Source organism: Cloacibacterium sp. Arc13 (assembly GCF_041431305.1).
Taxonomy (GTDB): Bacteria; Bacteroidota; Bacteroidia; order Flavobacteriales; family Weeksellaceae; genus Cloacibacterium; species Cloacibacterium caeni_B.
This window is the reverse complement of record NZ_JASMRM010000006.1, coordinates 1-13,242: the sequence shown is the minus strand read 5'-3', so window position 1 is coordinate 13,242 and position 13,242 is coordinate 1. Positions and strand designations below refer to the sequence as shown.

The following is a 13,242-nucleotide window of genomic DNA, read 5'->3' as shown; positions in this document are numbered from 1 at the left end:
TCACAACTTTACAAACGAATTATGAACATAATAGAATTCCCACCTAAAAATACATTCAGTAGTCTTACCAAAAGACCTGTTTTTGAAAAAAATGATATCGAAAATCTTATCAAAGGAATTTTCGAAAAAGTAGAAAATGAAGGCGATAATGCTTTGAAATTTTACGCTGAAAAATTTGATAATCAAGTTTTAGATACCATTGAAGTTTCTCAGCAAGAAGTTGAAGAAGCCATCAATTTGGTTGATGAAGAACTTAAAATTGCCATCAATAAAGCAAAAAACAATATTGAAAAATTTCACCAATCTCAAAAAGAAACCCCACAACAAATAGAAACAACTGAAGGTGTGGTTTGTTGGCGAGAAAGTAGAGCGATTGATAAAGTTGGCTTGTACATTCCAGGAGGAACGGCGCCGCTTTTTTCTACGGTTTTAATGTTAGCGGTTCCAGCACAAATTGCGGGTTGTAAAGAGATTATTTTGTGTTCTCCGCCTCAAAAAAATGGAAAAATTAATCCTATTATTTTATATGTGGCAAATCTTTGCGGAGTTTCTAAAATTTTTAAAGTGGGTGGAGCTCAAGCCATTGCTGCAATGAGTTTAGGAACGGAAATTGTGCCAAAAGTGTATAAAATTTTCGGGCCAGGAAATCAATTTGTTACTGAAGCCAAGATTTTTGCTCAAAAATTAGGAATCGCTATTGATATGCCAGCTGGACCGAGTGAAGTTTTAGTAGTTGCAGATGAAACCGCTAATCCAAGTTTTGTAGCTGCAGATTTACTTTCTCAGGCTGAGCACGGTGCAGATTCTCAGGTGGTTTTCTTGACGATTTCTAAGGAAATTTTAGAAAAAGTTAAACAAGAAACCGAAGCTCAATTACAAGATTTACCTAGAAAAGATATCGCCGAAAAAGCTTTGGAAAACAGCAGTTTCATCCTCTTAAATTCCATTGAAGAATGTATTGAATTTAGCAATGAATATGCTCCAGAACACTTAATTCTTTCCATTGAAAATCCTGAAAATATTTTATCAGAAATTACCAATGCAGGTTCTATTTTCTTAGGCAATTATACGCCAGAAAGTGCAGGAGATTACGCGAGTGGAACCAATCACACTTTGCCTACCAATGGTAATGCAAGAGCTTACAGTGGCGTTTCTTTAGACAGTTTTGTTAAGAAAATTACCATTCAAAAAATTTCTGAAAAAGGAATTCAAAACCTTGGGAAAACGATTGAAAAAATGGCAGCAGAAGAAGGACTTTTTGCACATAAAAATGCAGTTACATTACGCTTAAAAAATTTAGAAAATGGAATTTAAACTAGAAAATTTAGTAAGAGAAAATCTTAGAAATCTAAAACCCTATACTTCGCTTCGTGATAGTCAAAATTTTGAAGCGCCTGTTTTTTTAGAAGCCAATGAGAATCCTTTCGGTGAGTTCAATCGTTATCCAGATTCTACACAAAAAAAACTGAAGGAAAAATTAAGTGAACTTAAAAATATCAGCACAGAGAATCTCTTTATCGGGAATGGAAGTGATGAATTGATAGACTTGATTATCAAAGCTTTTTGCGAGCCCCAAAAAGATGAAATTTTGGTCATGAATCCATCGTTTGTGATGTATTCTTTTTATGCTAAAATCAATGATAATAAAGTTAATGCTTTAGAATTAGATGAAAATTTTCAAATTGATAAAGAAGATTTTTTACAAAAAATTCAGAATGAAAATTTGAAGGTTTTATTTCTTTGTTCGCCAAACAATCCTACAGGAAATGAATTGGTAGATTTAGAGTTTTTCATAGAAAATTTCTCGGGAATTGTGGTTTTAGATGAGGCTTATATAGAATTTTCTTCTAGAAAATCAGCAATTTCTTGGTTAGAGAAATATCCAACTCTTATAGTATTGCAAACTCTTTCTAAAGCTCATGGAATGGCAGGTTTGAGAATTGGAATTGGAGCAGCTTCTACAGAAATCGCTACTTTGATGAATACCATAAAAGGTCCTTATAACGTGAATTCTTTAAGCCAAAAAATAGCTTTGAGACAACTTAATGATGAAAAAGTTTTTAAAGAAAATCTGGAACAAATTTTAGCAGAAAGAGAGTTTCTAAAAGTTCAACTGAATCAATTGAATTTCGTGAAGAAAATCTATCCTACAGAAGCCAATTTTTTCTTAATCAAAGTAGAAAATCCAATAGAAATATATGAATTTTTGCTCGCTCAGAATATTTTGACCAGTCTGAGACATCCTCAAATTGAAAATGCGTTGAGAATAAACGTAGGCTCAAAAGAAGAAAATCAAAAATTAATAGAAACCTTGAAAAATTATAAAAAGTAAAATGAAGAAAAAAGTATTATTCATCGATAGAGACGGAACTTTAATTATAGAACCACCCATTGATTTTCAGGTTGATTCTTTAGAAAAACTGGAATTTTATCCAAGAGTTTTTCAGAATTTATCCAAAATTGCCAAAGAATTGGATTACGAATTGGTAATGGTGACCAATCAAGACGGTTTGGGAACGGAGAGCTTTCCGTATGAAGATTTCATTAAACCACAAGAAAAAATGATGAAAGCTTTCGAAAATGAAGGGATTTTCTTCTCTGATGTTTGTATAGATGAAAGTTTCGAGCACGATAATTCTCCGAACAGAAAACCTAGAACAGGAATGCTTCAAAAATACATTTTCGGAAATTACGATTTAGAAAATTCTTTTGTGATTGGAGATAGAAAAACCGATGTAGAATTGGCGAAAAATCTTGGTTCAAAATCTATTTTTATTTCAGATGAAACCAATGATGAAGCTACTTTTTCTACAAAAAGTTGGGACGAAATCTATCAATATCTTAAACAAATTCCAAGAAAAGCGAAAGTAAAAAGAACAACCAAAGAAACTGATATTTCGGTAGAATTAAATCTTGATGGAAGCGGAAAATCTAGTATTGATACGGGTTTGAAGTTCTTTGATCATATGTTAGAACAAATTTCAAAACACGGAAATTTTGATTTATTTGTAAAAGTAAATGGCGATTTAGAAGTAGATGAACATCATACGATTGAAGATACTGCCATCGTTTTGGGAGATTGTTTTTTACAAGCTTTAGGAAGCAAAAAAGGCATTGAAAGATATGCTTTCGTTTTGCCAATGGATGATTGTTTGGCACAAGTGGCGATTGATTTCGGTGGAAGACCTTGGATTGTTTGGAATGCAGAATTTAAGCGTGAAAAAATTGGAGAACTGCCAACAGAAATGTTTTATCATTTCTTCAAATCGTTTTCAGATAGTGCAAAATGTAACCTGAATATTTCTGTGGAAGGAGAAAATGAACACCACAAAATCGAAAGTATTTTCAAAGCTTTTGCGAAAGTTCTAAGAAATGCAGTGGCACAAACCGACCAGAATTTTAACCTTCCAAGTACAAAAGGAACTTTATAATAATGTAAAATGTATAATTGAGAATTGAAAATTTCAACAAATCATTTTCAACTTTCAATCTTCAACTTTCAATTAAAAAATGATAGCAATAATAGACTACGATGCAGGAAATGTAAAATCTGTTCAAAATGCCCTGAAAAAATTAGGTTTTGATGCAGAAATTACTTCCGACATTGAAACGATAAAAAATGCTGAAAAAGTAATTTTTCCAGGAGTGGGAGAAGCTTCTTCGGCGATGAAAAAACTTCAAGAAAGAGGTTTAGATGCAGTAATTCCGAATTTGAAACAACCCGTTTTGGGAATTTGTCTCGGAATGCAGTTGATGTGTAATTCTTCAGAAGAAGGCAATACAAATGCACTTGGGATTTTTGATTGTGAAGTAAAATTGTTCCCCAATTCGGACATTGTTCCACACATGGGCTGGAATAACGTTTCTGAAATTAAAGGAAAATTGTTAAAAAATATTTCGGAAACGGATAATTTTTATTTCGTTCACAGTTTTTATGCAACGATTTGCAAAAACACAAGTTCTGTTTGTGATTATATTACGCCTTTCAGTGCAACTTTGGAAAAAGATAATTTCTACGCAGCTCAATTTCACCCAGAAAAATCTGGAGATGCTGGCTTTAAACTTTTAGAAAATTTTTTAAATTTAAGATTTTAGATTTCCGATTTTGGATTTAAAAGAAATCAAATCGTAATTCAAACATCGTAATTCATAAATAAAAAACATGAGAATTATTCCTGCAATAGACATCATCGATGGGAAGTGTGTAAGACTTTCGAAAGGTGATTATGATACCAAAAAAATATACAACGAAAATCCTGTTGAAGTAGCTAAAGAATTTGAAGATTTCGGGATTCAATATTTGCATTTGGTAGATTTAGATGGTGCAAAAGCCAAGAAAATCATCAATCAAAAAGTAATTGAAAATATCGCTAAAAACACGAATCTTATTATCGATTTCGGTGGTGGAATTCGTTCTGAAGAAGATTTGAAAATAGCTTTTGATAGTGGTGCAAAAAAGGTAACTTTAGGAAGTATTGCTGTCGTAAATCCAGAAATGTGTTTGGCTTGGATAGAAAAATTTGGAACTGAAAAATTGATTTTAGGGGCAGATTGTTTGGATAGAAAAATAAAAACTTCGGGTTGGTTAGAAAATTCTGAAACAGATGTGGTAGATTTCATCAAAGAATATCAGAAAAAAGGCTTCAGAGAAGTGGTTTGTACCGATATTTCAAAAGACGGAATGTTGCAAGGTCCGTCCACTGCATTGTATCAAGAAATTATAGAAAATTCAACGATTGAATTGATTGCAAGTGGTGGAATTTCGAACATAGAAGATGTGCAAAAAATGAAAGAAATTGGTTGCGCTGGAACCATCATTGGAAAAGCGATTTATGAAGGACGAATTTCTTTAGAACAACTTTCAAAAATTTAAAAAATGCTTAAGAAAAGAATCATTCCTTGTTTGGATATAAAAGACGGAAGAACCGTAAAAGGCGTTAATTTTGTTGGCTTGATAGATGCAGGAAATCCTGTGGAATTGGCAAAAAGATATGTAGACGAAGGTGCAGATGAAATGGTTTTTCTAGATATTACCGCAACTCACGAAAACCGAAAAACTTTGGTTCAATTGGTGGAAAAAATTGCAGAGGAAATCAATATTCCGTTTACTGTTGGTGGCGGAATTTCTGAAATTTCTGATGTTGACAATCTTTTGAAAGCGGGTGCAGATAAAATCAGCATCAATTCTTCGGCGGTGAAAAATCCTAATTTAATTAAAACTTTTGCAGATAAATTCGGGAGTCAATGCGTAGTGGTGGCGATAGATTCTAAACAATTTGGAGACGAAGATTATGTTTTTGTAAACGGAGGAAGAATAAAAACCGACTATAAAACACACGATTGGGCAAAAAAAGTAGAAGAATTAGGAGCTGGAGAAATTCTGTTGACTTCCATGGATTTTGATGGAACAAAACAAGGTTTCGATGTGAGATTGCTCAATGAAATTTCACAAATCGTCAATATTCCCATTATCGCTTCTGGAGGCGCTGGAAAAATGGAAGATTTTACAGAAGTTTTTAATGAAACCAAAGCTACAGGAGCTTTAGCAGCAAGTATTTTCCACTTTGGAGAAATTAAAATAAACGACTTAAAACAAGTTTTAAAACAACAAAATATTGCTATAAGATGAATTTAGATTACGAAAAATCAGGAGGTTTAATTCCTGCAATTATACAAGACGAAACCACATTACAAGTGTTAATGCTAGGTTTTATGAATGAAGAAGCCCTAAAATTAACAGAAGAAACGGGGAAGGTTCACTTTTTTAGCAGAACCAAAGATAGAATTTGGTTAAAAGGTGAATCTTCTGAAAATTATTTATATGTAAAGAGCATCGAAAAAGACTGTGATGATGATACTTTATTGATTAAAGTAAAACCTACAAATGTGGTTTGTCATACTGGTAATTTCAGTTGTTTTGGAGAAAAAGATACCAAAGGTTTTCTGTATGAATTAGAATCGATTATCAACCAAAGAATTGATGAAAATGTAGAAGGTTCTTATACTTCAAAACTCTATCAGAGAGGCATCAATAAAGTAGCTCAAAAAGTAGGAGAGGAAGCGGTAGAATTGGTTATTGAGGCGAAAGATAATAATGATGATTTGTTCAAAAACGAAGCAGCAGATTTATTGTATCACTTTTTAATTTTACTAAAAGCAAAAAATTTCAAATTGCAAGACATAGAAGAAGTTTTGAGAGGAAGACATTAATAAAAATATATCTTTTCTTACAAAAAATCTGTTGAAATATATTTACCTTTACTAAAAAAATTAATAATGGTAAAAAATTTAACTTTAGCGCTTTCATTATGTGGAATTACTATTTTCTCTCAAACAGCAGAAAGTATTAACAACAGTAGAGTTTCTCAACAAACTTATAATAGTCAGGTCTCAAATTATCAAAGAGAAAGAGCTTTGAGTCAAATGGAAGCTAGTGCTAAAGCAAGTAAATCTAGCGAAATGAAAGATTTAGATGAAAAATTTGAACTCAATTTTCTTAAAAAAGAGAGATTAGATTCTAAATTTAAAGTGCTTAATCAGAAAAAAATGGAATTACAATCCTTACTATTGTCTTCTAAAAATGATGCGGAGAAAGAAAAAGTAAATCGAAAATTACAAGAAATTGTAGTTGAATTAGATAAAAATCAACAGAAATTGAAAGAGAATCAAGTTGAACTCAAAATTTTACAAGAAAAGTATAATAGCTTGCTTGAAAAATAAAAAAACAGAGCAATTTGCTCTGTTTTTTTATTTGATAGATTTGATGAAAGCTTCCGCTTTTTCTTTCCAATCTTTATTTTCTAAGAGAATTTTCACAAATGCAGTTCCTATAATTCCGCCTTGTGATTTTTCTGTAACTTGTTTAAAATCAGTTTTATTTTTAATTCCGAAGCCAATCATTACAGGATTTTTCAGGTTGATGGAAGCCAATTTATTTAGGTATTCATCATTTTTCACTTCTTTATTTTCGTTTCCTGTGGTAGATGAACTAGAAACAGCGTATAGAAATCCTGAACTCAAGGAATCTAAATATTTTATGCGTTCTTCCGAAGTTTCTGGAGTGACTAAAAAAGTAAAATTCAATCCATATTTTTCTAAAATGGGTTGGTAATTCTTTTCAAATTCAATGGGAGGTAAATCTGGAATAATTAATCCTGAAACTCCAGAATTGGCACATTCTTCACAGAATTTTTCGAATCCAAAACTTAAAACAGGGTTAATGTAACCCATTAAAATCACAGGAATTTTGATTTCATCTTTTACCGATTTCAGTTGAGAAAAAAGTTGAGCGATGGTCATTCCGTTAGACAGAGCCAATTCGTGTGCATCTTGAATAACTGGACCATCTGCTACAGGATCAGAATAAGGCATCCCGATTTCCATCATATCTGCGCCAGAATTTTGGATGGTTTTCATAATTTCTGCAGTTTCTTCCAGAGTGGGAATTCCCGCAGTAAAATATATATTTAATTTTTTCATTTTAATATCTTTTTATTTGATGAATATTTCGCCTTTTAAATAGGTTTTGCACTTTCCGCTGATGAGAACTCTATCATTTTTGAGTTCACATTCTAAAACGCCACCACGTTTGGAAATTTGTTTTGCAGTAAGTTTATTTTTTCCCAATTTTTCAGCCCAAAAAGGAGTGAGAGTAGTATGAGCAGAACCTGTAACAGGATCTTCGTTTACACCGCAGTTTGGACCAAAAAATCTAGATACAAAATCAAAATTTTCTGAAATCGAGCTTACAATTATACCTCTTGCATTAATTTTTGCAATTTCAGGAATGTTGGGTTCTATATTTTGAATTTGATGTTCGTTTTCAAAGATTAACAGATAATCTGTTTTTCCTTGATATGCTTCAATTGGTTGATACGCAAAACATTTCTCGAAAATAGCTAAATCTTCCACTTTTTGTAAGTTGTCTTTTGGGAAATCTAAAGTTAAAAAATCTCCGTTTTTAGTTACAGTTAGCGTTCCGCTGTTTCTAGAAAAGAAGTTGATTTTTTCCCCCGAAAATCCTTCAAAATTCATTAATGTGTAAGCAGAAGCTAAAGTAGCGTGACCGCATAAATCTACTTCTACTTCTGGCGTAAACCAACGAATTTCATAGCCATTTTCTACTGGAACGGTAAATGCAGTTTCTGCCAAGTTATTTTCGGCGGCGATTTTCTGCATTATATCTGCATCTAACCAATTGTCAAGCGGACAAACAGCAGCAGGATTTCCTGAAAATAAAGTGTCTGCAAAAGCGTCTATTTGATATATTTTTTGGCTCATAATCAATACTTGAGTTTAATTTTTATACAAAAATTTCTAATTTTTTCTGAGTTGCGCCCCGACTTGAGCGGAAATCCTTTTTTTTCAATGGCAAAAGCGTTGGAAAAAAAAGATTGGGAGCGGAAGGCGGAATTTGGCGCTATAAAAATATTATTTATCAATTATTTTGAGGTAAGTTTCCATATCTTTATCGCCACGTCCGCTTAAACAAATGACCACTACATCGTCTTTTTGGAAATTTTTCTTTTTTAAAACTTGCAAAGCGTGAGAACTTTCCAAAGCGGGAATGATGCCTTCTAATCTAGTGAGTTCAAAAGCAGATTCTAGCGCTTCATCATCATTAATGCTGAAAAATTCTGCACGATTATTTTTAAATAAATTCGCGTGAAAAGGCCCAATTCCTGGATAATCTAACCCCGCAGAAATAGAGTGTGGTTCGATAACTTGTCCGTCATTGGTTTGCATCACAATACTTTTGCTACCGTGCAAAACGCCTGTTGTTCCCAAGAAAGTTGTAGCTGCAGATTTTCCTGAATTTACACCAAAACCACCAGCTTCAGCGGCAATAATTTTCACACTCGGTTCATCTACAAAATGGTAGAAAGTTCCCGCAGCATTGCTTCCGCCACCAACACAAGCGATAACGTAATCTGGATTTTCTTTTCCGATTTTCTCTTTCAATTGCCATTTAATTTCCTCAGAAATCACACTCTGAAATCTCGCCACCAAATCAGGAAAAGGATGCGGACCAACTACACTTCCGATGATGTAATGGGTAGTTGTAGCATTGTTAATCCAATCTCTTAAAGCTTCATTTACAGCATCTTTTAATGTTTTAGAACCCGAAGTGGCAGGAACAACTTTTGCACCGAGCATTTTCATTCTAGCAACATTAGGAGCTTGTCTCGCAATATCTACTTCGCCCATATAAACGATGCATTCTAAATTCATCAAAGCGCAAGCTGTAGCCGTTGCTACGCCGTGTTGTCCAGCTCCTGTTTCGGCAATAATTCTATTTTTTCCTAGTTTTTTTGCGAGAAGAACTTGTCCGAGAGCGTTATTGATTTTATGGGCACCAGTATGGTTTAAATCTTCACGTTTTAGGTAAACGTTTGTGCCATATTTTTCGCTTAAATTTTTCGCAAAATATAGTGGAGTAGCTCTTCCTACATAATCTTTCAATAAATCGTTGAGTTCTTTTTTAAACTCTTCGGATTCTATAATTTCTATATAATTTTGTTGAAGTTCTTCCACGTTTGGATAGAGCATTTCTGGAACAAATGCCCCTCCAAATTCTCCGTAATATCCGTTTTCGTCGGGATTTCTATATCTTGTCATTTCAGTAATGATTTAAATGTTTTTATTTTTTCTAGGTTTTTAATTCCGGGTTCTGTCTCAAATTTTGAATTGATGTCTAAAACCGCAGGTTGTTGGTTGATGGTTGCTAGTTGATGGATGTTTTCTAGAGAAATTCCGCCACTTAAAAAATAAGGAATTGGAATTTCTATTTCGTTGAGAATTTGCCAATCAAAAGTTTGTCCAGTTCCGCCGAAAGCTTTAGAATCGGTGTCAAACAGTAGATTTGAGATTTGAGATTTGAGATTTGAGATTTTTGAAATTTCGTTTTTGAATTTTTCAAAATCATCCCCAATTCTAATTACTTTTATTATTTTAATATTTTTCCTCAACTTTAGCCTTAACTTTTTTACAAATTCTTCTTCTTCATCTCCGTGTAATTGAATAAAATTCAAATTTGATTTCTCTGAAATTTCTGTAATTTTTTCAACCGTTTCATTTACAAAAACACCTACTTTTCCAAAATGCGGAATTTCCGCAATTTCTTTTAAATTCAAATGATGTAAAACATACCTCGGTGATTTTTCGTAGAAAATAAATCCCAAAAAATCTATATTCATAGAAATTAATTCTTGAATTTGATCTAATTTTGTTAGTCCACAAACTTTTAGTTGATAGTTGTTGGTTGATGGTTGTTGGCTCATTTTAATTTTAAAATTATCAAATTATCACATCAACAAATTCTTTGAATTTGTTGCCCGGATTTTCGTTTTTCATAAAATATTCTCCCATCAAGAAAGCATCAAATCCTTTTTCTTTCAAAAATTTAAAGTCTTCCACATTATAAATGCCACTTTCCGCAACAGATAAAGTTTCTTTTGGAAGTAAGTTTTTCAAATTGACAGAATGTTGTAAATCTACTTTGAAATCTTTTAAGTTTCGGTTGTTAATTCCTACCAAATCAATTTCAGAATTGAAATGTTCTAATTCTTCTTCGGTGTGAATTTCTAACAAAACTTCCAAATTCAATTCGTGAGCTAAAGCAGTAAATTCTTGAACTTGAGTTGGCGAAAGACACGCTGCAATTAATAAAACAACATCTGCACCGATAGATTTTGCTTCGTAAAATTGGTATTCATCTACCATAAAATCTTTCCTTAAAATCGGAATATTCACAGAATTTCTCACGCTCAAAATATCTTCAAAACTACCTCCGAAAAAATCTTTATCCGTGAGAATTGAAATTCCACTTGCACCGAATTCTTCATATTTCGTTACCACTTCTAAAGGCGCAACTTTATCATTGATGATTCCTTTTGAAGGCGATTGTCTCTTGAATTCAGCAATAATTCCGTTTCTGGATTTTACCGATTCTTTCAAAGAAAAAGTTTCTCTTCCAAAATATTCAGAATTTTTCAGTTCTTCAACAGAAATTTTACTTTTAGAGAAAGCAATTTCTTCCCTTTTTCGAGCGATTATTTTATCTAATATATTCATGTTTTTTTCTCTCGCTGATTTCACAGATTAAACAGATTTTTTTATCTACACAATCTGCATAATCCGCGAGACTTATTTTATAATTAATTTATTCAAACATTCTAGCGCTTTTCCGCTTTCTAAACTCTCTTTTGCAGCAGCTAAACTTGCTTCATAATTTTCGTATTTTCCTGTGTTTTGAAGTGCTTTTGCAGCATTGGAGAGAACTACAGCGTTTTGTTCATACGTTCCTTTTCCTTCTAAAATATTTCTGAAAATTTTGGCAGCTTCTTCTTTGGTATTTCCACCGAAAATGGTTTCTGCTTCTATATTTTTAAATCCAAGTTCTTCGGCTGAAAAAATTTCTTCACCGTTTTTGTTGAAAATTTTACTATCTCCTGTCAAAGAAATCTCGTCATAACCATCTAAAGCGTGAACCAACATGAAATCTTCGTTGTTTTTTTGTAAAATATATTGATACAATCTCGCAATTTCTAAACTGTAAACGCCAATCATTGAAAATTTTGGTTTTGCAGGATTTACCAATGGTCCTAAAAGATTAAAAAATGTTCTTAATCCCAAACCTTTTCTCAAAGGTGCAACCGATTTCAACGCTGGATGAAAAAGTGGAGCGTGAAGAAAGCAAATATTGGCTTTTTCTAAATCTTTCTTTAAATCTTCTTGATTATTTTTGAATTGATAGCCCAATTCTTCTAAAACATTAGACGAACCTGAAATCGCAGAAACTCCGTAATTGCCGTGTTTCGCTACTTTTTGTCCGGTTCCTGCAACGATGAAACTTGCCAAAGTAGAAATGTTGAAGGTGTTTTTTCCATCACCGCCAGTTCCTACAATATCTACTAAATCGTGCGTTCCTAAATCTACTTTCACCGCCAAATCTAGCAAAGCCTCACGGAAACCTTGCATTTCTTCCAACGTAATGCTTCGCATCATAAAAACCGTTATAAACGCCGAAACTTCTGTTTCATTGAATTTATTTTGTGCAATTTCAATCATAATAGCTTTTGCTTCGGCTTTGGTCAAAGTTTGATGATTGAAAAGGTATTGTAATATTTGTTTCATAATATGTAGTCCGAAGTCAGATGTCTGAAGTCGGAAGCTCTTAGGGTTATACTTATTCTTGTGACTTCTGACTTCCGTCTTCCGACTTTAAGAAATTCTCTAAAATTTGTCTTCCTTTTGGAGTTAAGATACTTTCAGGATGATATTGAACCGCGTGAACATCGTATTCCTTGTGTTTTAGGCTCATAATCATTCCAGAATCATCTACAGAGGTAATTTCTAATTCCTCTGGGAAATCATCAGGATTTACCGCCCAAGAATGATAACGTCCCACTTCTAAAACTTCGGGTAAATTTTCTAGAATTTTGTGAGGTTTCACTTGTTTAGCTTCGGTGGCAACTCCGTGATAAATTTCTGAAAGATTAATGAGACTTCCGCCAAAAGCTTCTGCGATCGCTTGTTGTCCCAAACAAACACCAAAAATTGATTTAGTAGGTGCATATTTTTTAATCACTTCTAATAAAATTCCCGCTTCTTCGGGAATTCCAGGACCTGGAGAAAGAATGATTTTATCATATTTATTGATGTCTTCCAAAGGAATTTCATCATTTCTATAAACCTCTACTTTTTCGCCTAAAATCTTCTCTACAATTTGAACGAGATTGTAGGTGAAACTATCGTAATTATCGAAAACTAAAACTTTCATAATTTTTCTGCTTTTTTAACTGCCATTTTCAAGGCATTCAGTTTGTTATTTACTTCTTGCAACTCATTTTCTGCGGAAGATTTGGCTACAATTCCAGCGCCAGCTTGATAGAAAAGCGTATTATTTTTGCTTAAAAATGTTCTAATCATAATTGCTTGGTTGCAACTTCCGTCAAACCCTACAAAACCGATGCAACCGCCATAATAACCACGAGAAGATTTTTCATAAGCATCAATGAGTTCAAGAGCTTTATATTTTGGAGCGCCACTCAATGTTCCTTGCGGAAAAGTAGTCGCAATCATTTCAAATGGATTGGTGGTTTCGTCTAATTCTGCGGTCACTTCTGAAACCATGTGAATTACGTGAGAAAATAACTGAATTTCTTTCAATACTGTCCTAAATAAAAATTATTAAAAATAGAAACAGCCTAAATACCTATTTTACATTTAGCTTTACATTTA

General features: G+C 33.0%; 15 protein-coding genes and 1 pseudogene. 8 read left to right on the top strand and 8 right to left on the bottom strand.

Annotation, left to right across the window (positions count from 1 at the left end; translation table 11 throughout):
- Positions 1 to 21: 21 nt before the first annotated feature.
- The 8 genes from hisD (at position 22) to QO190_RS06125 (ending at position 6,720) form a co-directional block, all read left to right on the top strand.
- Positions 22 to 1,314: a histidinol dehydrogenase gene (gene hisD / locus QO190_RS06160; RefSeq protein WP_371461528.1), complete on the top strand. Its 1,293-nt coding sequence runs from the start codon at positions 22 to 24 to the stop codon at positions 1,312 to 1,314.
- A complete protein-coding gene (gene hisC / locus QO190_RS06155; RefSeq protein ID WP_371461526.1) occupies positions 1,304 to 2,332 on the top strand; it encodes a histidinol-phosphate transaminase in 1,029 nt (342 codons plus the stop codon). Before hisD ends, hisC begins: the two co-directional genes overlap by 11 nt.
- Before the next feature lies 1 nt (position 2,333).
- Entirely contained in the window at positions 2,334 to 3,431 is a 1,098-nt protein-coding gene (gene hisB / locus QO190_RS06150) for a bifunctional histidinol-phosphatase/imidazoleglycerol-phosphate dehydratase HisB (protein ID WP_371461524.1), read from the top strand.
- A 79-nt stretch (positions 3,432 to 3,510) separates the two neighbouring features.
- A complete protein-coding gene (gene hisH, locus QO190_RS06145; RefSeq protein WP_371461523.1) occupies positions 3,511 to 4,095 on the top strand; it encodes an imidazole glycerol phosphate synthase subunit HisH in 585 nt (194 codons plus the stop codon).
- A gap of 67 nt (positions 4,096 to 4,162) precedes the next feature.
- The gene (hisA, locus tag QO190_RS06140) at positions 4,163 to 4,873 is read left to right on the top strand and encodes a 1-(5-phosphoribosyl)-5-[(5-phosphoribosylamino)methylideneamino]imidazole-4-carboxamide isomerase (protein ID WP_371461521.1); all 711 of its coding nucleotides are present in this window, start codon (positions 4,163 to 4,165) and stop codon (positions 4,871 to 4,873) included.
- A 3-nt stretch (positions 4,874 to 4,876) separates the two neighbouring features.
- Positions 4,877 to 5,629, top strand: coding sequence for an imidazole glycerol phosphate synthase subunit HisF (gene hisF, locus QO190_RS06135; protein ID WP_371461520.1), 753 nt, complete (start codon positions 4,877 to 4,879; stop codon positions 5,627 to 5,629).
- A complete protein-coding gene (hisIE, locus tag QO190_RS06130; RefSeq protein WP_371461519.1) occupies positions 5,626 to 6,210 on the top strand; it encodes a bifunctional phosphoribosyl-AMP cyclohydrolase/phosphoribosyl-ATP diphosphatase HisIE in 585 nt (194 codons plus the stop codon). The genes hisF and hisIE overlap by 4 nt, the downstream gene beginning before the upstream one ends.
- 66 nt (positions 6,211 to 6,276) lie before the next feature.
- Complete coding sequence (locus QO190_RS06125) at positions 6,277 to 6,720, top strand: hypothetical protein (RefSeq protein WP_371461517.1); 444 nt, start codon at positions 6,277 to 6,279, stop codon at positions 6,718 to 6,720.
- A 27-nt stretch (positions 6,721 to 6,747) separates the two neighbouring features.
- On the opposite strand, the gene trpA is transcribed toward QO190_RS06125, so the two are convergent.
- From trpA to QO190_RS06085, 8 genes and pseudogenes are all read right to left on the bottom strand, one after another.
- Positions 6,748 to 7,479 carry a tryptophan synthase subunit alpha gene (gene trpA / locus QO190_RS06120; RefSeq protein ID WP_371461516.1) on the bottom strand — a complete coding sequence of 244 codons (732 nt, stop codon included), beginning with the start codon at positions 7,477 to 7,479 and terminating at the stop codon, positions 6,748 to 6,750.
- A 12-nt stretch (positions 7,480 to 7,491) separates the two neighbouring features.
- Positions 7,492 to 8,280, bottom strand: coding sequence for a PhzF family phenazine biosynthesis protein (locus QO190_RS06115; protein ID WP_371461515.1), 789 nt, complete (start codon positions 8,278 to 8,280; stop codon positions 7,492 to 7,494).
- Between the two features lie 150 nt (positions 8,281 to 8,430).
- On the bottom strand, positions 8,431 to 9,618 hold the full coding sequence (trpB, locus tag QO190_RS06110) for a tryptophan synthase subunit beta (RefSeq protein ID WP_371461513.1): 1,188 nt from the start codon (positions 9,616 to 9,618) through the stop codon (positions 8,431 to 8,433).
- Positions 9,615 to 10,280 carry a phosphoribosylanthranilate isomerase gene (locus QO190_RS06105; protein ID WP_371461512.1) on the bottom strand — a complete coding sequence of 222 codons (666 nt, stop codon included), beginning with the start codon at positions 10,278 to 10,280 and terminating at the stop codon, positions 9,615 to 9,617. Before QO190_RS06105 ends, trpB begins: the two co-directional genes overlap by 4 nt.
- A gap of 16 nt (positions 10,281 to 10,296) precedes the next feature.
- Entirely contained in the window at positions 10,297 to 11,073 is a 777-nt protein-coding gene (gene trpC / locus QO190_RS06100; RefSeq protein ID WP_371461511.1) for an indole-3-glycerol phosphate synthase TrpC, read from the bottom strand.
- Between the two features lie 72 nt (positions 11,074 to 11,145).
- The gene (gene trpD / locus QO190_RS06095; RefSeq protein WP_371461509.1) at positions 11,146 to 12,135 is read right to left on the bottom strand and encodes an anthranilate phosphoribosyltransferase; all 990 of its coding nucleotides are present in this window, start codon (positions 12,133 to 12,135) and stop codon (positions 11,146 to 11,148) included.
- Between the two features lie 52 nt (positions 12,136 to 12,187).
- Positions 12,188 to 12,781 (bottom strand): aminodeoxychorismate/anthranilate synthase component II, encoded by a 594-nt coding sequence (locus QO190_RS06090; protein ID WP_371461507.1) that lies wholly within the window; start codon positions 12,779 to 12,781, stop codon positions 12,188 to 12,190.
- Positions 12,778 to 13,170, bottom strand: a pseudogene (locus QO190_RS06085) (chorismate-binding protein); the annotation flags it as partial. The gene QO190_RS06090 and the pseudogene QO190_RS06085, both read right to left, overlap by 4 nt.
- Between the last annotated feature and the right edge of the window lie 72 nt (positions 13,171 to 13,242).